The sequence below is a fragment of the Aquirufa salirivi genome (assembly GCF_045310485.1).
In the GTDB taxonomy this organism is placed as follows: Bacteria; Bacteroidota; Bacteroidia; order Cytophagales; family Spirosomataceae; genus Aquirufa; species Aquirufa salirivi.
Map to the genome: position 1 here is coordinate 456,333 of NZ_JBEWZH010000002.1, position 21,794 is coordinate 478,126.

At 39.8% G+C, this 21,794-nt stretch carries 17 protein-coding genes; 9 read left to right on the forward strand and 8 right to left on the reverse strand.

All coding sequences use genetic code 11. The annotated features are described in order from the left end of the window. The 4 genes from U0R11_RS04290 to U0R11_RS04305 are packed head-to-tail and all read left to right on the forward strand — an operon-like array spanning position 1 to position 4,001. Positions 1-1,392, forward strand: coding sequence for an FGGY-family carbohydrate kinase (locus U0R11_RS04290; protein ID WP_406750002.1), 1,392 nt, complete (start codon positions 1-3; stop codon positions 1,390-1,392). Further along, the gene (locus U0R11_RS04295) at positions 1,383-2,099 is read left to right on the forward strand and encodes a (Fe-S)-binding protein (RefSeq protein ID WP_406750003.1); all 717 of its coding nucleotides are present in this window, start codon (positions 1,383-1,385) and stop codon (positions 2,097-2,099) included. The genes U0R11_RS04290 and U0R11_RS04295 overlap by 10 nt, the downstream gene beginning before the upstream one ends. Next, positions 2,086-3,453, forward strand: a complete 1,368-nt coding sequence (locus U0R11_RS04300; protein WP_406750005.1) for a lactate utilization protein B — start codon at positions 2,086-2,088, stop codon at positions 3,451-3,453. The genes U0R11_RS04295 and U0R11_RS04300 overlap by 14 nt, the downstream gene beginning before the upstream one ends. Then, a complete protein-coding gene (locus U0R11_RS04305) occupies positions 3,450-4,001 on the forward strand; it encodes a LutC/YkgG family protein (RefSeq protein ID WP_406750007.1) in 552 nt (183 codons plus the stop codon). The genes U0R11_RS04300 and U0R11_RS04305 overlap by 4 nt, the downstream gene beginning before the upstream one ends. Before the next feature lie 122 nt (positions 4,002-4,123). Here U0R11_RS04305 and U0R11_RS04310 read toward each other — a convergent pair whose 3' ends face one another. Then, positions 4,124-4,726: a cupin domain-containing protein gene (locus U0R11_RS04310; protein WP_406750009.1), complete on the reverse strand. Its 603-nt coding sequence runs from the start codon at positions 4,724-4,726 to the stop codon at positions 4,124-4,126. A gap of 409 nt (positions 4,727-5,135) precedes the next feature. On the opposite strand from U0R11_RS04310, the gene U0R11_RS04315 reads away from it, so the two are divergent. Genes U0R11_RS04315 through U0R11_RS04335 form a run of 5 tightly spaced genes read left to right on the forward strand, consistent with a single transcriptional unit; the run spans position 5,136 to position 13,166 of the window. Next, positions 5,136-6,392, forward strand: coding sequence for a Gfo/Idh/MocA family oxidoreductase (locus U0R11_RS04315; protein WP_166375225.1), 1,257 nt, complete (start codon positions 5,136-5,138; stop codon positions 6,390-6,392). A 5-nt stretch (positions 6,393-6,397) separates the two neighbouring features. After that, positions 6,398-9,481, forward strand: coding sequence for a 3-keto-disaccharide hydrolase (locus U0R11_RS04320; RefSeq protein ID WP_406750011.1), 3,084 nt, complete (start codon positions 6,398-6,400; stop codon positions 9,479-9,481). 31 nt (positions 9,482-9,512) lie between these two features. After that, entirely contained in the window at positions 9,513-9,998 is a 486-nt protein-coding gene (locus U0R11_RS04325; RefSeq protein ID WP_406750013.1) for a (2Fe-2S)-binding protein, read from the forward strand. Between the two features lie 2 nt (positions 9,999-10,000). Beyond that, a complete protein-coding gene (locus U0R11_RS04330; protein WP_406750015.1) occupies positions 10,001-12,130 on the forward strand; it encodes a xanthine dehydrogenase family protein molybdopterin-binding subunit in 2,130 nt (709 codons plus the stop codon). Further along, positions 12,117-13,166: an acyltransferase gene (locus tag U0R11_RS04335; protein ID WP_406750016.1), complete on the forward strand. Its 1,050-nt coding sequence runs from the start codon at positions 12,117-12,119 to the stop codon at positions 13,164-13,166. The genes U0R11_RS04330 and U0R11_RS04335 overlap by 14 nt, the downstream gene beginning before the upstream one ends. Here U0R11_RS04335 and U0R11_RS04340 read toward each other — a convergent pair whose 3' ends face one another. The 7 genes from U0R11_RS04340 to U0R11_RS04370 form a co-directional block, all read right to left on the reverse strand. Next, positions 13,167-13,847, reverse strand: coding sequence for an ABC transporter ATP-binding protein (locus U0R11_RS04340; protein WP_406750018.1), 681 nt, complete (start codon positions 13,845-13,847; stop codon positions 13,167-13,169). Between the two features lies 1 nt (position 13,848). Next, a complete protein-coding gene (locus U0R11_RS04345) occupies positions 13,849-15,108 on the reverse strand; it encodes an ABC transporter permease (protein WP_406750020.1) in 1,260 nt (419 codons plus the stop codon). Continuing rightward, entirely contained in the window at positions 15,105-16,184 is a 1,080-nt protein-coding gene (locus U0R11_RS04350; RefSeq protein ID WP_406750022.1) for an efflux RND transporter periplasmic adaptor subunit, read from the reverse strand. Before U0R11_RS04350 ends, U0R11_RS04345 begins: the two co-directional genes overlap by 4 nt. Before the next feature lie 91 nt (positions 16,185-16,275). After that, a complete protein-coding gene (locus U0R11_RS04355) occupies positions 16,276-17,319 on the reverse strand; it encodes an NAD(P)-dependent alcohol dehydrogenase (RefSeq protein WP_406750024.1) in 1,044 nt (347 codons plus the stop codon). Between the two features lie 318 nt (positions 17,320-17,637). Beyond that, on the reverse strand, positions 17,638-19,647 hold the full coding sequence (locus tag U0R11_RS04360) for a beta-L-arabinofuranosidase domain-containing protein (RefSeq protein ID WP_406750026.1): 2,010 nt from the start codon (positions 19,645-19,647) through the stop codon (positions 17,638-17,640). Positions 19,648-19,678: 31 nt separating this feature from the next. Continuing rightward, positions 19,679-21,082 carry an aldehyde dehydrogenase family protein gene (locus tag U0R11_RS04365; RefSeq protein WP_406750028.1) on the reverse strand — a complete coding sequence of 468 codons (1,404 nt, stop codon included), beginning with the start codon at positions 21,080-21,082 and terminating at the stop codon, positions 19,679-19,681. Beyond that, a complete protein-coding gene (locus U0R11_RS04370) occupies positions 21,070-21,792 on the reverse strand; it encodes a gamma-glutamyl-gamma-aminobutyrate hydrolase family protein (protein WP_406750030.1) in 723 nt (240 codons plus the stop codon). Before U0R11_RS04370 ends, U0R11_RS04365 begins: the two co-directional genes overlap by 13 nt. Positions 21,793-21,794 lie beyond the last annotated feature (2 nt).

The following is a 21,794-nucleotide window of genomic DNA, read 5'->3' on the forward strand; positions in this document are numbered from 1 at the left end:
ATGTCAGTGGTGGAGAAACTTCCCGTTATTGCAATTTTTGATATTGGCAAAACCAATAAGAAGTTATTCCTTTGGGATAGAAACTACCAAATTGTATTGGAGAAAAGTCAAAATTTCGCCGAGATTCCAGATGAAGATGGATTCATGGGTGAAGATTTGGCAGCAGTACAATCGTGGGTATTAGCTTCTTTTGATGAAGTGCAGCAAGACTCTCGATTCGAGGTATTAGCCTTAAATTTTTCAGGTTATGGAGCTACCGTCGTATTTGTCAATGAGAAGGGAAACTCAGTTTTACCTTTATATAATTATTTAAAGCCATTTCCTGCCGATCTAGCTACCGAATTTTATGCGCGTTATGGGGGAGAATCTGAAGTTGCTAGAGCCACCGCATCGCCTATTTTAGGGAGTTTGAATTCGGGCATGATGGCTTATTGGATGGCTAAAGCTGCCAAAAATCAAGAGAAGGGTATTCGCTGGGTATTGCATTGGCCCAATTATTTGTCCAGTTTATTTACTCATCAGTTTTATACGGAATTGACCTCGGTGGGTTGTCATACCCATTTGTGGGACTTTGATCATCAACGTTATCATGATTGGGTAGAGAATGAAGGATTGAAACCTTTATTGCCAGATACGGTATTAGCCAATCAAACATTTCCTATGAGTTCATCAAATTTACCTGTTGGGGTAGGTTTACATGATTCCTCATCTGCATTGATACCCTATTTGATGCAGTTTAAAGAACCTTTTTTGTTGCTTTCCACTGGGACATGGTGTATTTCCATGCATCCATTCAATGCCCAACCTTTGACGCCCGTTGAATTGAAAAACGATGTCTTGTCGTTTTTACAATACAATGGAAAGCCTGTCAAAGCAGCTCGATTATTTGCAGGCAATGAACATGAAATTCAATTGAAACGATTACAGGCTCATTTTGGTGTAGATAAAAAAGCCCATTTAATGGTACCTTATTCCACACATTTAAATGCGCTGTTGAGCGATCAAATAGCAAACCATATGCCTTCCTTGAAAGAGGCTAATGCTGCTTTTTTAGCTAATTCAGGTTTTGAATTTAGAGATTTGAATCATTTTGAAAACTTTGAACAAGCATACCAACAGTTTATGGTAGATTTGGTTGTTCAGCAGATATATTCCTTACGTCTATTGTTAGATTCTTCGCCTGTAGATCGCATTTTGGTCGATGGAGGATTTAGTAAAAATGATATTTATATGCAGCTTTTGGCCTTTGCTTTTCCCCAATTAGCAATTTATGGTGCTGAAGTAGCACAGGCTAGTTCTTTAGGGGCAGCCTTAGCCATACATTCCACTTGGAATGATCAAGAGATACCCATTAATTTGGTGAGCCTAAAAAGACATGAAGCATGCGAGTAGCCTTATTTATCCCTTGTTACATTGATCAATTTTATCCGCAAGTAGCCATTGCTAGTTTAGAATTATTGGAGAAATTGGGATGTGAAGTAAGTGTTCCTGCGAATCAAACTTGCTGTGGACAACCTATGGCCAATTCGGGATTTGCCCATATTACTTCAGGTTGTGATACCAATTTTTCAGATAATTTTTCGGGCTATGATTATATCGTAGGACCATCTGGTTCATGTGTTTTACATTTAAAAGAACATCATCCAGATGCCAAAATTAGAGCTTCCGTTTTTGAAATTTGTGAATTTTTAGTGGATGTATTGAAAGTGAAATCTTTGCCTTCTTATTTTCCACACAAGGTAGGTTTGCATCAAAGTTGCCATGGTCAACGCGGTTTGCGTATTTCTTCCATGACGGAATTGAATGAAAAACCCTTTTCTAAGTTGACTTATCTATTGGATTTAGTGGAAGGTTGTGAGTGGAAATATCCAGAGCGACAAGATGAATGTTGTGGTTTTGGGGGTACATTTTGTGTGACCGAAGAGGCAGTTTCGGTAAAAATGGGACAAGATCGGATACAGGAACACCAAGTCAATGAGGTGGAATTCATTGTCGGTGCGGATACTTCATGTTTAATGCATATGGAAGGGATACTGAAACGTTCAGCATCAAATGTAGGAGTAAAACACATTGTAGAAATATTGAATGCACATGCTTAGTCACGCGGAAGCTTCTGAAAAATTCATTGCCAATCAAGAAAGAACGGATTGGCATGATGATACCTTGTGGTTTGTCAGGTCTAAACGAGATAAGGCCAGCAAATTACTTCCAGAGTGGGAAGCATTGCGCGAGCAGGCATCTCAGATTAAAGAGCACATGCTCAGTAATTTACCTCAATATTTGTTGGAGTTTGAAGCAAAGGCACAAGCCAATGGCGTTCAGGTTCATTGGGCAAAAGATGCGCATGAACATAATGAAATAGTTTATTCCATTATTCAAAAACATGGCGACAAGGCTTTGGTGAAAAGTAAGTCAATGTTGACCGAGGAATGTCATTTGAATGCTTATTTGGAACAAAAAGGAATCGATGTAGTTGATACAGACCTGGGTGAGCGCATTGTTCAGTTTAGAAAAGAAGTACCTAGCCATATTGTTTTACCTGCGATTCACTTAAAAAAAGAAGATGTCGGTGAAACTTTTCACCAACACTTAGGAACGCCCAAGGGCAATAAGGATCCACAATTTTTGACGGAAGCTGCCAGAATTCACTTGAGAGAGAAGTTTTTGGGAGCCAAAGTTGCCATTACGGGTGTCAATTTTGCCGTTGCAGAAACAGGGGAATTTGTGGTGTGTACCAATGAAGGTAATGCCGACATGGGCGCGCATTTGTCTGATGTACACATTGCTTGTATGGGTATAGAAAAGATTATTCCCAAGCGACAAGATTTAGGTGTTTTTCTTCGTTTGTTGGCACGAAGTGCAACCGGACAATTGATTACTACCTATTCCAGTCATTTTGCTAAACCTCGGTTAGGCCAAGAAATGCACATCGTTTTGGTGGATAATGGTCGATCTAGACAATTAGCCCGCGACGAGTTTAGAAATTCGTTAAAGTGCATTCGTTGTGCTGCTTGTTTCAATACCTGTCCCGTTTATCGCAGAAGCGGTGGGCACAGTTATCATCAGCCAGTGGCAGGTCCTATTGGTTCCATTTTAGCGCCTAATTTTGATAAAAAGGCCAATGTCGATTTGCCTTTTGCGAGTACTTTGTGTGGTAGTTGCTCCAATGTTTGTCCAGTTAAGATCAATATTCACGAGCAATTGTGGTTTTGGCGACAAGATTTAATGAAGGAAGGGTTGGCTCCAGCTGGTAAGGTACTAGGGATGAAATTGATGGCTTGGATGATGTCTAATCCGGCCGTTTTTAGATTGGCAGGTGGTGTTGGAAGAAAAGTCATGAGCTGGTTTCCGTTTCTTGTGAATAATGGGATGAATCCATGGTATAAGCAAAGAGAAATGCCTACACCGCCCAAACAGAGTTTTCAGGAATGGTATAAATCGAATCGATCATGAGCAGTCGGGAAGAAATAATCAAGGCTTTGCAAGAAGTAAAAGTGCCTGCTAAGGCTTATCCAGGGGCATTTACTGCTCAGGTAGTTGGAGAAAACACCCTAGCGGACTTTCTCCATTCGATGGTGGTGGTTAGTACAACTGTCATTCAAGTGAAAGATGCGGCAGATGCAAGCCCAGCATTGGATACGCATTTTCCCAACATGCAACGAGTTCGTTTAAATCCACTTACCGATGGATTGAGTTTAGCGGATATTGATGTATTGGAAATAGATGGGGATTTTGCTGTGGCTGAAAACGGAGCAATTTGGTTGGACGATTCTAATTTACCCCATCGCGTGGCGCCCTTTATTTGCCAACATTTAGTGATTTATGTATCTCAAAAGAATCTTTTGCCCACCTTACAAGAAGCATATATCCGCTTGGGCGACAAACAAACTGGTTTTGGTGTCTTTTTATCTGGCCCTTCCAAAACAGCAGATATTGAGCAATCCTTAGTGATTGGCGCTCATGGTGCTAGAAGTTTAGTCGTGGTGTTGACCGAATGCTAAACGCTGGCAAGGTTCCGAACCTTGACAGCGTTGGGTGGTGATCGCCTTTCGAGGGTCCTTCGGTCAACGATTTTTTTCTTCAATTATTTCATCAGATTGTTGATATTCAATTGGCTATGAAATTATTTTAAATCGTATTTTTTAATAATTTCTAATCGTTTGGCAGCAGCATTTGGGGCTGCCATGAGACCAAATTTTTGTTGTAAAGCTCTTACTTCCTTGCTTTTAGCTTCAGAGCCGTTTGGATAGCCATTTTCTGGTGTTAACTGATGAAAGACTTTTTCTAAATATTCTTCAAATGGCTGATTAAAATACATATCAATAAATAACAACGGCTTTTCGCTCGCATTCCAAAAAGTATGTTCAATCATGCGGGGTCTAAAATGCCAGCCTCCTGCTTGAACTTGAACAATTTCTTCACCCACGATTACACTAGCTGTGCCTTCTAAAACGAACATTAATTCATCTAATTCTTTATGGATATGCGGAGCGGGCCCCATGGTTTTGGGTGCAACGGCACATTCTACATTGGAATAGATTCCATTCGTCATGGATGATTTAACACGAACTCGAATGTCCATAGACCCTTTATGGTCCAAGGGAGAAAGTGGAGGTAAGAGAAAGGGTTTTGTTTGATCAAATGAATTAGATTGAATGTAAGAATTTGGGATACCAGTCAAAGCTGTTAGCATTCCTGATTGAAGTAGGAAATCATGTCTGTTCATAATATAGGGCTTATAATCAAGGGTTTATAGAACGCTTTTTCCAAAAATAGACATTTTTTTCATAGTAGTGTAGGGAATTGGTAATTCACTAATATAGAGAAATGTTGACCGAATGCTAAACGCTGGCAAGGTTTCGAACCTTGACAGCGTTATGTGAAGAACGACATGCGAAGCAAAGGGCCTTCGGTCAACGATTTTATTTCTAATTTATTTGACCAGTTTATCGATATTTCTGGGTTTCATGGCTATTGAATCAACATGCGCCTATTCAAGAAATTGATAATTTTAAAAGAGCTTATTCATTCAATTAGTACTTATGAAAATTGAGCCCAATAGATAAATCCATGACAGTAAAGTCCAACAAAAAGCTTTTTTTTTTCTATCTTGTCCCAATAAGCTTATTTATCATATGAAAGTCTCTCGGAGAAAATTTATTGGGCAGTCCGCACTAGGATTTGCCGCATTTAGTATTGTTCCTCGCCATGTATTAGGCAAGGGCTATTTAGCCCCAAGTGATCAATTAACCAAGGCCATTGTTGGTACTGGTGGAATGGGTCGTGGACATATTCCTTATGCTGGTACACGGGTTGTAGCCCTTTGTGATGTGGACAAAAAGAACCTACAATTAGGTTTAAATGAGGTAGAGAAAGGAGTGAAATCCTTTAGTGATTACCGCGAATTAATTCAACTACCAGAAGTGGACATTGTTCACGTAGCTACACCTCCTCATTGGCATGGAATTATTGCTGCAGATGCTGTTAAAGCTGGTAAAGATGTTTGGTGTGAAAAACCGATGACACGCACCATTGGTGAAGGTAAAAGATTGACAGAGGCAGTTCAGCAGCACGGTCGAATCTTTCGCTTGAATACGTGGTTCCGTTTTGAAGGTAATTTTTATGGCATGAATACTACCATCAAACCGATCAAGAAATTAGTTGATTCAGGTTTATTGGGATGGCCTTTAAAAGTAACCATTTCTAGACATACTGGTTTTGATTGGAAATTCTATTGGGTAGGTAAAACGGATTTGACCCCGCAACCCGTTCCCGCAGAATTAGACTATGACATGTGGTTAGGACCAGCTCCTTACAAGCCATATAACGTACATCGTACGCATCAGACTTTCCGTGGGTATTGGGATTATGATGGAGGAGCATTGGGAGATATGGGTCAGCACTACATAGACCCTGTTCAATATTTATTGGGCAAAGATGATACTAGCCCTATTTACGTCGAAGTGGATGCGCCTGTTCAAGATGCTGATGCCGTGGGTATATTCCGCCGTATTACTTACACTTTTGCCGATGGTTGCCAAATTGTTTTGGACGGCGAAGGTAGAGATGAAAATGTAGCCTACATTGAAGGGCCAAAAGGAAAGGTATTCCGTGGATTTAAAACGGACATCCCTGATGTAGAGCGCAAATTGGCAGAATTCCCTGAGCCTCCTGCTCAGCAGACAGATTTTGTGGATGCCGTAAAAGGTAGAAAAACATTTGCTTTAAATGATCAAAATGGTCACCGTTCTTGTACCATTGTCAACATGGGTTTAATCGCGATGCGTTTGAACAGAAACCTGAAATTTGATCCGGTTAAACAAGAGTTTGTCGGGGATGAAGAGGCTAATCGTTTGATTGACCAACCAATGCGTGCACCATTTACTATGTAATAACAATGAAAAAATATACTACTTCAATACTTAATTTATTGCTTTTGGCTGCCCTTTCGCAAGGGACGGTCCTAGCACAAAAGCAGTCGGCATCTATTTCCGTCAAAACAGGAACCAATGAAGCAGATCGTGCGGCACGTGTACAAGCGAATTTGAAAATCATTCAAGCCTCTAATGATGTCAATACCCAAGCTATCGCCATGTTGGCTTTACAGCCAATTGCTCGTGGGGAATCCATTTCAGTGATTATTCCTTTTTTACAAAAGAATCATTTGGCAGGTCCTGCGGCTCGTTTATTAGTTAAATTGGCCCCTTATGGTCAAGATCAAGTGGGGAAAGCGGTGTTAGGTGCTTTGCAAAATGGCAATGCTGCTTATCAAAAGGATATGATACAAGCTTTGACAGATATGAACTATAAAGCCGCTGGTACAGCGATAGAGGCTTTATATCCTTCGACTGATCAGCGTACGAATCAATTGATTTTAAAAGCCATTGCTACTTTAGGCTCACCTAATGCTAGTAAAATTTTAAAAGAACAAGCGGCTAAAGCCAATGGTGCTTATGAGCCTACACAAGCTTTAGAATCCTATTTGGCATTCATTAAATCTTCCAAAGATGTGAATGGTCTGAATTCATTAAATGTAACATCTTGGCCTGCTGGTTCTCAGATTAAGGTGAGCGAGGTGCTTTTATCTAAGTCGAAAACTCCCGTTGCTTATTTATTAGGGGCCTTTGCGAAAACTTCCAATCATGAAGTGGAAGCCTATTTGGTCAAACATCATATGAAGCATGCCAAAGCGAGTGATGCTGGTCAGGTAGCAGCAGCTTTCTCCAAGTGGTCCGATGCGAAGAAAACATCTTTTGTGCAGGCTGCTGGCAATGCTAAAGTTGCTTGGGCTTTACCTCAAGTGACTGTCGCTGAAACTTCTAAAAATACAGGATTAAGAACGGCTGCTTCCATCGCTCGTTTGAAAATTCAAGCTAATGCAGGCTTAGCTAAAGTTTGGGCTACAGCTGCCAATGGCGATGTAGATGGTATTGCGGTAGGAGAAGTTGCTAGCAATTTAGCTGCCAATAGCTTTTTTGAGAAAAATGTAGCATCCTATTCTCAGTTGAGTGCATCTCAACAAACCATTTTGTTGATTTATGCTTCTTACCGTCAATGGCCGGCGATCAAATCACAAGTTTGGAACGCTGTACAATCCAATGACGCAACACGTGCTGCGGCTTATCAAGTATTATTCAGATGGGTTAGTCCTGCTGATTTTGATATCATTGCTCAAAAACTTTCTAATGCGAGTTCGGAAAGTGAAGTGAAGCACTTACAAAGCTGCGTAACTCAAATTCAAAAAATGGATCCAAGTGTTGCTAGCAAAGTGAATGGCTATGCGGTGAAAGCAAAAAATCAGTTGAACTGGATTCCCTTTGTTTCTGAAGCAGAATCATTGTCTTGGTTGGGTGATTTAGTGAAAAAATCCAAGAATTTGGAAGCTATTAAAGCCTATGTGAAAAGTAATGGTAAGGCCACTCAAAATGTCACTCAACAAATCTTGCGTTACCGCAATGCCTTGGATTTAACCCAAGACATGGATACACGCGCTTTGGTGTTTAGAGGCTTGGGTCGTTGCCCAAGTTTATCAGCGATGAGAACCTTGCAAATAGGTTTACAAGAAGCCAATGCTCGTTCTGTTGCAGCCGATGGATTAGCTACTTTATTTGTAGGAAATCCTGCATTACAAAGTCAAATGACCAAGGCATGGGTTTTGGAAGCGATGCCATTTGTATCATCAGCTGATTTACGTGCGTCTGCTCAAAAGGCCATCGATGCATTAGGCAATAAACAAGGATTTTATTCGATGTTTAATGGCAAGGATTTATCGGGTTGGAAAGGATTGGTAGAAAATCCAGTTAAACGTCGTGCCATGTCTGCTGACAGCTTAGCCATTAAGCAAGTTAAAGCCGATGAAAACATGCGTAAAGGATGGTATGCCAAAGACGATGAATTGCATTTCACGGGCCATGGTGACAATTTATGTTCGGTAAAAGATTACCAAGATTTTGAAATGTATGTCGATTGGAAAATCGAAAAAGATGGAGATGCTGGTATTTATTTACGTGGTGCTCCACAAGTTCAAATCTGGGATATTTCCCGTGTTAATGTAGGAGCCAACGTAGGTTCAGGAGGACTATACAACAATCAAATCAATGCGAAGAATCCATTGAAATTGGCGGATAACCCAGTAGAAGAATGGAATACATTTTACATTAAAATGGTAGGCGAACGTGTAACTGTGTATTTGAATGGCGAATTAGTGGTAGACAACACCATTTTAGAAAACTATTGGGATCGTAAAATTCCCATTTTTGTGAAAGATGCTATTGAATTACAAGCTCATGGTAACCACATTGTATACCGTAATATCTATGTCAAAGAATTAGAACCACAGCCTTTGCAGACTCTTTCAGAGGATGAGAAAGCACAAGGATTTGAGCTGTTGTTTGATGGTTCTTCTTTATTCAAATGGACAGGAAATGCGACGGATTATGTACCTGAGAACGGTAATTTGGTGATTTATCCTAAGCGTGGAGGAAAAGGTAATTTGTTCACTAAAAATGAATATGCCAACTTCCACTTCAAATTTGATTTCCAATTAACTCCTGGTGCCAATAATGGTTTGGGGATTCGTGCTCCATTAACGGGTGATGCTGCTTATGTGGGTATGGAATTGCAAATTTTGGATAATACAGCTCCTGTTTATGCCAATTTACAAGCCTACCAATACCATGGTTCTGTGTATGGAATTATTCCAGCAAAGAAAGGTTTCTTGAAGCCAGTAGGCGAGTGGAATCAACAAGAGGTTATCGCAGAAGGAAATCACATCAAAGTGATTTTAAATGGAGAAGTAATTTTGGATGGAGATATAGCAGAAGCGACCAAAGCGGGTACTCCTGATCATAAAGAACATCCAGGATTGTTTAATCCCAAAGGACATATTGGATTTTTAGGTCATGGAAATGAATTGAAATTCCGAAACATTCGAGTAAAAGAGCTTGTTCCTGTAGAAACAAAATCAAAAAAACGTAAGTAAATTTTCGTTTATCTATTTAAACCAATCAACAATGGAGTCGATCGAATTACTGGTTAATCGTAAAAAGGTGAAAGTGGAAGTGGATTCCAATACGCCTTTGCTATGGGTTCTGAGAGATCATTTATCTCTGGTAGGAACCAAGTATGGTTGTGGTATTGCCCAATGTGGCGCTTGTACTGTCTGGATAGATGGAGAACCGATGCGTTCTTGTGTTTTACCAGTTTCTGCGGTGGGTAAATCATCGGTAACGACCATTGAAGGTTTACATGAAAAAGCGGAACACCCAGTTCAAGTAGCTTGGGATGAATTAGATGTACCTCAATGCGGCTATTGCCAAGCGGGTCAAATTATGACGGCGGCAGCCTTATTGAAGAAAAACCCGAAACCTAGCCATGATGAAATCGTGTCTGGTATGTCAGGAAATATTTGTCGCTGTGGAACCTACCACCGTATTCACAATGCAGTGAAACGTGCATCTGAAATAGCTTCGGCGTCCAACTCTTCTAAAAAGAAATAAAGATGAAAACGACAAGAAGATCATTTATTCAGAAAACAGCTCTTTTGAGTGGCGTTTTTTCCTTGGGATTTGATTGGTTTGAATCCAAGGCCAATTCCGGCATCATGCAACAAATGAATCCAGCTTTGGATGCCAATCGTTTCAATGCTTTTTTATCCATTGAAAATACTGGTAAAGTAATTTTGTATTCACCTAATCCAGAAATTGGTCAAGGTATCAAAACGGCATTTCCTATAGTTGTCGCAGAAGAACTAGATGTAGATTGGAAACAAGTAGAAGTTCGTCAAGCGAATTTAGATACCCAATTATTCGAACGTCAATTGACGGGAGGAAGCGGGGCCTTGAAACATTCTTGGGAGCGTTTGCGTAAAGCAGGAGCTACGGCCAGACATATGTTAATTCAGGCTGCAGCTCAGCAATGGGGTGTAGATGCGAGTACTTGTAAAACTTCCAAAGGTTTTGTTCTTGGTCCAAACAAAGGTCAAAAATTAGCCTATGGTGCTTTGGTTGATGCAGCTTCAAGACTATCGGTTCCAACGGAAGTGACCTATAAGAGTCGGGCTGATTATCAGTTGATTGGTAGTTTTGTTAAAGGAGTAGATAATTATAAAGTTCTTACAGGAAAACCACAATATGGTTTAGATACCCAAAAGTCGGGTATGCTTATTGCCCAAATCGTTCGCCCACCTGCCTTTGGTTCTACTTTAGTGTCTTTTGATGCTGCTGAGGTAAAAAAGATGCCAGGCATTATTGATGTGGTTTCTTTTAAAAACAAAGTGGCCGTGGTAGGTAAATCTACTTGGGAAGTCATGCAAGCCAGAAAAAAACTTGTTTGTACCTATTCTGATACCAGCAATTTAGAAAGTGATAGTACTCACCAGAAATGGTTTGATGAGGGAATGAAGACCGACAAAGCGAAGGTCGAGCGTAAGGACGGAGATTTTCATGCTGCTATTGCTAAAGCAGCTAAGGTGGTTGAGGCCACTTACGAATGTCCATTCTTATCACATACTCCCATGGAGCCCATGAACTTCTTTGCGGATGTTCGTCCAGGTTCAGTCTTATTAGCGGGTCCAACTCAAGTTCCTCAATCGGCCCAAAAAGCTGTAGCTACTTTATTAGGCGTACCTGAAAATACAGTTCAGGTGGAATTGACTAAAATGGGAGGTGGTTTTGGCCGTCGATTAAACAACGACTATGCCTTAGAAGCGGCAGAGCTGTCAAGTATGATTAAAATGCCTGTTAAAGTCATGTGGACGCGCGAAGATGATATGACTGGCGGTATTTATCGTCCTGCGGTAAGATATCACTTTAAAGCGGGTTTAAATGAGAAGGGCGAGATGATAGCCTTCTACTTACGTGGAGTAGGTTTGAATGCAGGAAACAGTACTCGACAAGATAATTTCCCTGTGGGAGCTATTGACAACGTATTAATTGAATCATTCAATTACAATTCTGCCATTACTACGGGACCTTGGCGTGCACCAATTACCAACTTTTTAGCCTCTGCAGAGCAGTCGTTCTTAGATGAAGTGGCTGTAGCAGCAGGAAAAGATCCTATCCAAATGCGTTTGGATTGGTTACAAAAAGTGAAAACTAATCCTGTCGGCAAGATTACTTATGAGCCAGATCGTTTCATTGAGGTGATTAAGCAAGTGGCTGAAAAGGCTAAGTGGGGTAAAAAAGGGGCGAATGTTCACCAAGGATTTAGTGTTTATTTCTCTCATTTATCTTATGTAGCTCAAATAGCGGAAGCCAAAATGGTGGATGGAGAGCCTAAGGTGACCCATGTAACTGCGGTGACAGATTGCGGTGAGGTGATTAATCGCTCAGGTGCTGAAAATCAAGTGATTGGAGGTATTATTGATGGTTATGGTCATGCCATGTTTAGCAAATTGAGTTTTGATAAAGGTGTCCCTCAGCAAAAGAATTTCGATACATATAAATTGATTCGTGGAAATGAAATTCCTACTGTGGAGGCTCATTTTGTGAATAATGGAATAGCACCTACTGGTTTGGGTGAACCTGCTTTACCTCCTACCGGTGGCGCAGTGGCCAATGCCTTATTTGCTGCTACTAAGAAACGTTTGTATCGTCAACCTTTTGCAGGCCCTGATAATGCAAATCTCTAAGGCCAATGGCCCCATTATTTGGTTAACTAATTTACGTGTCATTGCGACTCTCGCAGTGATTTTGATACACTCAGCAGCTAATTTGCTGCTGAGTGTTCATCGTGTTCCTGATGCTTTATGGTGGAATGCCAATGTCTATAATGGCTGCATGCGCTTTGCTGTACCCATTTTTGTTATGTTAACAGGTGCCTTAGTTGTTGGGAAAGAAGAACCTTATGGGGCATTTGTTTCTAAATCATTTCAAAGAATCGTTGTACCCTTCTTATTTTGGAATATCTTTTTTGTGTATTTCAATTGGGCTGTTCGGTTGCGAGGTAAATCCTTCCATTCTTTGGAGGAATTGATTCGTTGGATAGGTCAACAATATTTTACGGGTGGGTCTTACCATTTTTGGTATGTGTACATGGTTATGGGACTTTATTTGTTCATACCTATCATAAGCACTTGGATTCGGATGGCCTCAGAAAAACAGATTCAGTACTTCTTAGGTATTTGGTTACTGACCATTCTTTTCAATAATCCTCATTTTCCTGTTCTAGATTCACCTGTGCCTTTGCCTTATTTTACGGGCTATTTGGGTTATTTGGTGTTGGGATATTATTTGCGACATAAAGACTTCAGTAATTTGAGTCAAATACGTTTTTGGGCAATGGCATTATTTGTTATCGGAACGGCCTGGACATTGATTGGAACTTATCAATTATCCCTACGCGATGGAAAATTTTATGGATTGCTATATGCTAACTTTTCTCCTTCTGTAGTGCTTTCTACCGCCGGATTGTTCTTGCTTTGTAAATACTTTCCTTTTGAAATTCGTGTCTTAATTCCTTTGAGAGAATGGATTAGCTCCCATAGTTATGGGATATATTTAGTACATATTTTGGTCTTATTTTACATCGCAAAATTGGGGATACACTATAAATTGGTACATCCAAGTTTAGGAATACCTGTGACAGCATTTAGCTGTTTGTTGATTTCTGGGGCTATCGTATGGCTTCTTAGGAAAATTCCTGGTGGAGCTAAGGTTTCGGGTTAATTACATTCGTATGATGGAGCCATCTTGCATTTCTATGATGCGCTGCGTGCGTGATGCAAATTCATTGTCGTGGGTAACAATGAGCAAAGATTGACCATATACATCTGCCAATTCTTTGAAAATATCAAAAACGATTTCACTGTTTTTTTTGTCCAAATTACCCGTTGGTTCATCACCCATGATAATCAATGGGTCATTGATTAAAGCCCTGGCAATGGCCACCCGTTGTTTTTGACCTCCTGATAATTGATTGGGCTTTTTCAAAGCTTCATTCTCAATGCCTAAAATTTTCAATTTTTGATAGGCTCGTTCTTTAATTTCTTTGGGGGAATATTGGCCTAGTTTTTGACCTGGCAACATCACATTTTCAAGAACAGAAAACTCATTCAGCAAATAGTGGAATTGAAATACAAAGCCAATTTTTTCATTTCGAACGATGGCTAATTCTCCTTCATTTTTCCCTTGCATGGACACTTCATCAATGATGAGATTTCCTTCATAATCGGTATCCATGGTGGAAAGAATGTACAATAAGGTGGATTTACCACAACCTGATTTACCTATCACGGATACAAATTCACCTTTATTCAGTGTAAATGAAATATCCTTTAGCACAGGTATGGTCACTGGATCGTGAAAGCTTTTACTGATACCCTGTGCTTCTAAAATGATTTGGCTCATGCTACTTTCCTCTAATGATGATGACAGGGTCTATTTTACTAGCTTTTCGAGAAGGGAAATAACCAGCCAAATAGGTTGTAATGATGGCAAAAATGGTCCCAATCAGGTAATATCTAGGATTGTAATTAATGGGATAGGTTTTTACGGTGGGTAGGGAATTGGTATTGAATGGAATTTGATCGATGATGGCAGAAAGTCCAAAGCCGCCTAAAAGACCTAAAAACCCTCCAAAAACCCCAATGCTCAAAGCAATTAAAATAAAAATCCGATTTACATCTTTGCCTGAAAACCCGATGGCTTTTAAAATGGCAATGGAATCCATTTTTTCATAAATCATCATGTTCAGGATGTTGTATATTCCAAAGCCCGCCACAATTAATAAGGTAATCCCTACCGCGTAGGAAATCAAACTTCTGACTGAGCTTCCTGTTTCAAATTGAGAATTGGCTGTTTGTATATCAATAGCCTCAATTTCATAAATCCTTTGGTATTCTTTGGCCACATCAGGGGCTAGGATAATATCATTTAATTTTACCTGTAAGTCAGTGATGTAATTATTGGATTCTCCCAGTAGTTTCTGGGTGGTGGATATGGAAGCGTAACTCTGTACATTATCTATATCTTGAAGTCCTGATTGAAAAAAACCAACGACTTTCAAGGAGAGACGCTCGCCTTTACTCGAAGTTATTTGAACGACATCTCCAATTTGAGCAAGCATTTTTTCGGCTGCACCCTTGCCTAAAATGATGCTATTCGGTATGTTTTTCAGGTCCATGAAATTCCCTTCAGTTACATAATCATTGAAAAAGAAGAGTTTGTTTTCTGCTTCTGGATCAATGCCATTAATTACGCCTGTAATTTCAATGACCCCAACATGGTAGAAAACTTGAGCCGTAACTTTGGGAGCAACCCCTAAAACTCGCGGATCTGTCTTTAAATTTTTAATGATGGCCGCACTGTTTTGAATCTCTAATCTTTCTGATTTAGGCTTAATGGATCGAATAAAATTGTATTGCTTGGTCTTTTTTGAATGTATATCTACGGGTTGGAAATCAGATGATTTTATTTCTTTGTACAGCCTTACATGAGGCGTTCGATTCAAGATAAGTCCATCTAATAAATCATTCAAGCCAGACATAAAGCTTAATAAGGTGATGAACATGGTGATACTGAATGTCACGCCAATAGCGGCCACCAAGGTTTGTCTCCAACGTGCTAAAAGTAAAGAAACGGCAATATTTTGAATTAGTTTAAAATTCATTTGCCAGGCATTTTTATTTCATCTTTTGCACTTAATCCTTGGATGATTTCAATTTTTTTGAAATCCTTTAAACCCGTTTTTACAGCGACCGTATCTCCAGAAGCTTTAATTACTAAACTATCTTTTACGAGGTAATTTCTAGGAATTAATAGGGCTTTTTCTTTCTTGAAAAGAATGATATTGGCTTCAAAAGTGACATTGGGGAACAAATTAGGAGGTTTTTGAGTGAATATGGCTTCCACTAAAAATGTCTTGCTCCTTTCATTCATGATGGGATAAATCTTGCTTACGGAAGCTTCAAATACCTGCCCTTTATAAGCGTCAAGCGTCAATAATACGGGCAAACCTACCTTTACTTTGAATATATCATCTTCATCCACTTGCATCTCCAAAATGAATTGGGAAGGATTGCCAACAATGGCCAAAGGTGTTTGAGGGCTCACAATTTCTCCTTTCAATTTTAGTAAATCATACACGATACCATTCACTTTACTTCTCAAGGTGAAGTCGGCACTTAGCTGTTTTGAAATGGAGAGATTTTTGATGGATTGTTTGGCATTGAATTGAATTTGACGTTTCAAATCCTTCAATTTCAACATGGACGACAAATAGGCTGCTTTGGAATTTTCAAGGGCTAGTTCTCTTTGTTCTAATTCTACTTGTGTCCCAATTTGTTGTTTCCATAAGTTTCTTTGTCGAACCAATTGGGTAGAGTCTGTTCTCCATTTATTCTTGGCTAAATCAACGAATAATTGAGCATCATTAATTTTACTTTGATTATTAGCCGCATCTGCAAAATTAGCGGCTAATGCTGCATTTTCTTGATTCAATTGTTGAGCTACATGAGAAATAGTGAGGATAGGATCCCCGATTTTAATACGGTCGCCCTCCTGAACCAATATTTGATCTACAATGCCACTTACTGGTGCAAAAGCCTGGTATTGATCTTGGCTTTTTACGATTCCCGAAGCGTATACCGACTCAGAAATCGGTCCTTCAGTCGGATATGTTGTTTCGCTTTTATCCTTACAAGCACTGAGGCCTATTATAAAAACTGATAGATAAATCCATTTCATCCTACAATTTACTAAATAGTTGTTGGCTAATATATGAGAATCATCATAAAAAAAGAGCTTAGGTGACTAAGCTCTTTTTCTGATTTCAGAATCAAATCGTCTTCATATCAATCACAAACCGATATTTGACGTCGGACTTAATGATTCGCTCATAAGCTACATTAATTTCATTCATGGGAATCAATTCTATGTCGGATAGAATATTGTGTTCAGCACAGTAATTCAACATTTCTTGTGTTTCAGCAATACCCCCAATGTTGGAACCGATGATGCTTCTTCTTTTCGAAATTAAACTGGCAGCGGCTATGCGGTGGTCTTCTGGAGGGATTCCTACAATCAGCATTTTCCCCTCTAATTTCAAAAGATGTAAAAATGCATTCATGTCATGGTGAGCAGCTACCGTGTTTAGAATGAAATCAAAATGATTGCTCAATTTTTTCATTTGTTCTTTATCGGTCGACAAAACAAAATGATGAGCGCCTAGTCGTTTCGCATCAGCTTCTTTGGAAGGGGAGGTACTCAACATGGTCACTTCCGCACCCATAGCTACGGCAAATTTTACTCCCATATGACCTAGGCCACCCAAGCCTAAAACGGCCACTTTATGTCCTTTACCTACTCCAGCAAACTTAAGTGGAGAATACGTGGTTATTCCTGCACAAAGTAATGGTGCTACTTGATCTAAATGATCGGTAAAAGGTATATGTAAGGTATATTTTTCATCAACGACGATATTGGAAGAATAACCACCAAAAGTGGGTGTTTTTCCATCACGCTCGTAGCCATTGTAAGTAGGAGTGAAGTTATTATCACAATATTGTTCTTGACCACCTTGACAAGACGGACAAGTCCGACAAGAGTCCACAAAAACCCCCACGCCAGCGGTTTGTCCGACTTTAAATTGAGTTACGGCAGATCCTACGGCTTTGACGATTCCTACAATTTCATGGCCAGGTACGATGGGATAAACTGAAGGCCCCCATTCGGAACGAGCCATGTGGATATCGGAGTGGCATACGCCACAGTATAAAATATCAATGGAAACATCATGAGCACCTAATACTCTGCGTTCAATTTGCATGGGTGCGATGGCTGCATTTTTGTTGATTGCCCCATAACTTTTTACTGGATTCATATCATTGTTGTTTTAAGTATTATTAGGCTTTGTGTAGTAAGTTTTGTGAATTAAACTTCGTGTAGTAAGTTTTGTTTATTAAGCATTGTGAAGTAAGCTTTATGTAGTAAGCTTTGTGTAGTAAGCATTGTGTAGTAAGCATTGTGTAGTAAGCTTTGTCAAATTTTCAAAATTTGACAAAGCTCATTGACAAGCTTATTGATAAGCAAACCAACAATACTAACTGACAATACTAATTAACGAAGCTGACAGGCAAAGCTAAGTTGAAATCATCAAAAGTTTATCCTGATTTTTCATAAAATCAACAGCTTGATAATTTTATTTTACCACAGGAAAAGCTACTATCCTCAATCGTGTAAATCCAAAAGGAATTAAGGTGATTTTTTCTGATTTTTCCTCGCTAGGTCCTAAATAATCCCCGTTTCGCGTGGTTATGGGTTGGTGAGCCACACCTGCATTTGTCTTCCAATCAGGCAGTTTTTTTCCTTCCAAAACGATTTCCATAGGGGCACTTGCTTGGTTCCAAAGAAAATCCTTCGGGAAAGACTTTCTAATTAATTCAGCATGTTCAGCGGGCTTATCCACAAATTTTTTCAAAACCGCATAGTTCCAGTCGCTTTTAGGTAATACCTCAACATACTCACCTTCTTGGGGATGAACATTTTTTTGGAAATCTTCCTGAATTTTAAGCGCAAAGATGAGTGGACCGTATTCCACCGATCTCGAATTTTTTCCCCAGTTTTGAGTTCGGATTTTGGTGGGAAATTGCAAGGTGATTTGATCGCCAGGATTCCATAATCGAGTGATTTTAGCGATTTTCCCTCCCTTTTCTCTTTGTAATTCTTGACCGTTAAGGAATATACGAGCTTCTTCACACCAGGATGGAATTCTAAATTCCAAAGGGAAGGATTGTTTTTTTGCAGGATGAATGATGAACTGGATTTGATCCTCAAAAGGATAATTAGTCTTTTCTTCAATGCGAACCTTGACTCCTGAGGATAAGGTAGTTTCAAGTTTATTGGGTCCATACACCAAAGCCGCAAAACCTCCTTCGGGAGTGCCATACCATAAGTGGGACATGTATTTTGGCCAAGCTTGGTGCATATTGGCGGTACAACAAGTGTATCCACTATAGGGTCCGTAGACATTGTTCATACCTCTCCAAAATGGTAGAGAAAAACTATAGACACCTCTTTTTACCTCGACTTGATTGGCCATACCAAAGTACTGTTTCCCATTAAAATCCTCGGTGATTTGGGCAGGTAAAGCATTGAATGTCATGCGTTCTAAGGCATCCATGTATTCGGTATCCCCTGTAATGGATATAACTTGCTCCAATGAAAACATGGTTTCCGTGGTGGCGCATAATTCAGTTCCCTGAATGGGATCATTTCCATGCAAATCTTCATCGCCAGAAAACATGCCATGAGGTAAGCCATGTAAGGTCATTAAATCTCGAAAGCCCGTTTTTAAGGCTTGTAAATAATAAGGGTCTTTTTTCGATTGAGAATATATGGCGGGTAATTTGATTCCCATTCCCACATTAACGGCATGTCGGTCCATCCAACGCTGGTCGTTTTGTTGGTATGCTGCCTGAATAGCCCAATCTCTTTTACCTAATAAATCGGTCCAATTGGTGGTTTGAGAATAGATTAAATCACCTAATTCTAACAGAAAAGATGCTTTGGTTTGTCGGTATAGCCAATAGACCACCATCAGGTTATCTCCACCCCTCGATTGTGCCCATTCGGTGTATTTTACCAAAGGAGTAGTTTTTAAATTCTTGAGTTGAAATTGAAAATATTGGGTCATGAATGGAATAACCCGAGGATCAAGACTTACTTGATAATATTGTTGCAATATTTTCAGCATGATCATTCTTGGCCACCAATCCGCTGCTTGCTCACCATTTTCCGCCATTTTGCCCGTTTCTTTCTCATATTTACTATAAGGTCCAAAGAAGCCAGATGGTCGCTGATGAGATAAAGTCCAATTGACATAGTTCAGTACCTTTTTAATTAATACTGAATCTCCACTTAAATAGGCCGCTGGTAAGGCGCCATCTAGCCAATAAGGTGTTTCCTCCCAATCATCACCCTTGCCACCTAACCAGCCATTATCGGTTTTAATCTTCTTATGATTTTCATCCAGATGCCCGGTCGAATTTTTAACCATGATGTCCACTTGCTGTTTCAGCCAACCTGTCGGATGTATTTGTCCCAAAGGAATCTCTTCATAAGCCAATGGATTAAGGCGAGATTTTTGAGCCAACAATGAGCCTTGAAGGCCACATGTGACAAGTAGGCTAGCTAATAGGAAAGTTTTCATGGTTCATAGGTTTTGTAGATCAAAAGCCGTGCTAGGAGGGCTGTCGCAAATGATAACTTTTTGTCTTGGTAAAAGCACGAATACCTTGATGCGAAAGGGTCGCGCCAAAACCTGAATGTTTACGACCACTCCATGGTAAAGCAGCACTTACACGGTCGCAGCAATTCCAATAGGCAGTACCTGAATCCATTTGAGCTAAAATTTGATTCGCTCTGTTTTCATTGACACTGTATACCGATGAGGTAAGTCCATAAGCGGTATCCTTCATCAAGGCTATTGCTTCCGCATCATCTTTTACTTTTTGTATACCAATGATGGGTCCAAAAGATTCTTCTTTCATGACATCCATTTGGTGATTGACATTCACTAAAACGGTGGGTTCAAAATAATAGCCTGTACCTGTAACCGCTTTTCCTCCAGTTAGTATTGTTGCGCCTAAATCTACCGCTTGCTTCACTTGATTTTCCAAGACAGAAATTTGTGCTTTTCTAGAAAGAGGACCTAAATAAACGCCATCCTCTGTAGGAGCGCCCATTTTCCAAGATTTGACTTCTTTCACAAATTCAGCGACATAGGCATCGTAGACTTTTTCGTGCACATAGATTCGTTCTACCGAACAGCAACTTTGTCCATTATTATAAAAAGCGCCATCGGCTGTTCCTGCGGCAATTCCAGCGATATCTTGTACTTCATCAGTTACATATAATGGATCTTTACCTCCTAATTCACATTGAACAGGGACCATCTTAGGAGCTACATGAGTATAAATTTTTTGACCCGTTTGGTACGAACCTGTGAAATAATAGCCATTAAATGGCATATCTAACAAGTTGGAACCTACAGACCCTGCGCCAATGGCTATTTGGAACACATCCTCAGGAACACCTGCTTGATGGAAATATTTCGCAATGGACAAACCCGTTAAACTCGCATATTCCGATGGTTTATACATCACGGCATTACCTGCTAAAAGCGCAGGAACAAATACATTGGTTCCCACCAAATAGGGATAATTCCAAGCAGAAATATTGCAAATGACACCTAAGGGTTCATAGACAATTTTTTCTTGCATGCCTGAGCCGTCCGACATGATTTCTTCTTGCATGCCTGAGCCGTCCGACATGATTTCTTCTTTCAAATAGGCTGTTGCATGTTCACAAAGCCATTGAATTCGCCCTCTGGCTCCATTGATTTCATTGCGCGATTGTTGTAGGGGCTTACCCACTTCAGAACTTAAAATAGCGGCTAATTCTTCCAAATTTTCTTCTAAAAGGGTAGAAAATTTTAAAATAACAGCAATTCGCTCAGGTAAAGTCTTGGCAGCCCAGGCAATTTGACCTTGTTGTAATAGATTAAATTTTTGTTGTAAAGTAGTTGAGTTATCCTCAGTTAATTCCTGAATAACTTGTTCGGTGGCGGGGTTTATAACTTGCATATCTTATGATTGATCGAGGCTAAAAATGATTGTTTAATGTTTTCGGAGAAAGGACTTTTTTCCTTTTCTTCCATACGTTCTGGATGCCATTGCACGCAGAGCATAAAAGATTGATCTTGTTTATTTTGGTATTCCAAAGCTTCTGGGCTATGGGTATCCGTCGACCAAGCAGATATGAATAGGTTGTTGCCTAATTGATTGGGATCTATGGCTTGGTGATGCGCTGAATTGACTTCTCCTGAAGATTGCTGACTAATGGATGCCAAAAGACTCCCTTCATGAACTTGGATGCTATGTTTTCTGTCGGTATTGCCTGATTTTTTATGAATCAAATTAGCTTCATCTCCCAAGTCTTGAATGAGTTTTCCTCCTTCTACCACCTGAACTAATTGCATACCTCGACAAATCCCCAAAAGAGGTTTTTGATGTTCTTTAGCAAACAAATAAATTGATACTTCAAAATGATCTCTTTCGGTTTCGAATTCCTCAGGTTTATGGGGATAATTAGCTTCTCCTTGATAGAGCGCCGTATCGATATCACAACCACCACTGAGGACAAATCCATCACAAGATTCAAAATCAGAAAGCGTACTAGATTCAGCTTTCAGTTCCAGTAGTTCTACTTTTCCAGCATGAACCTCTGGATCAAACCAACGGAGGTAATTTTGGAAATTGGTACTACTGAAACTGATGCCTAAACGGATTTTCATGA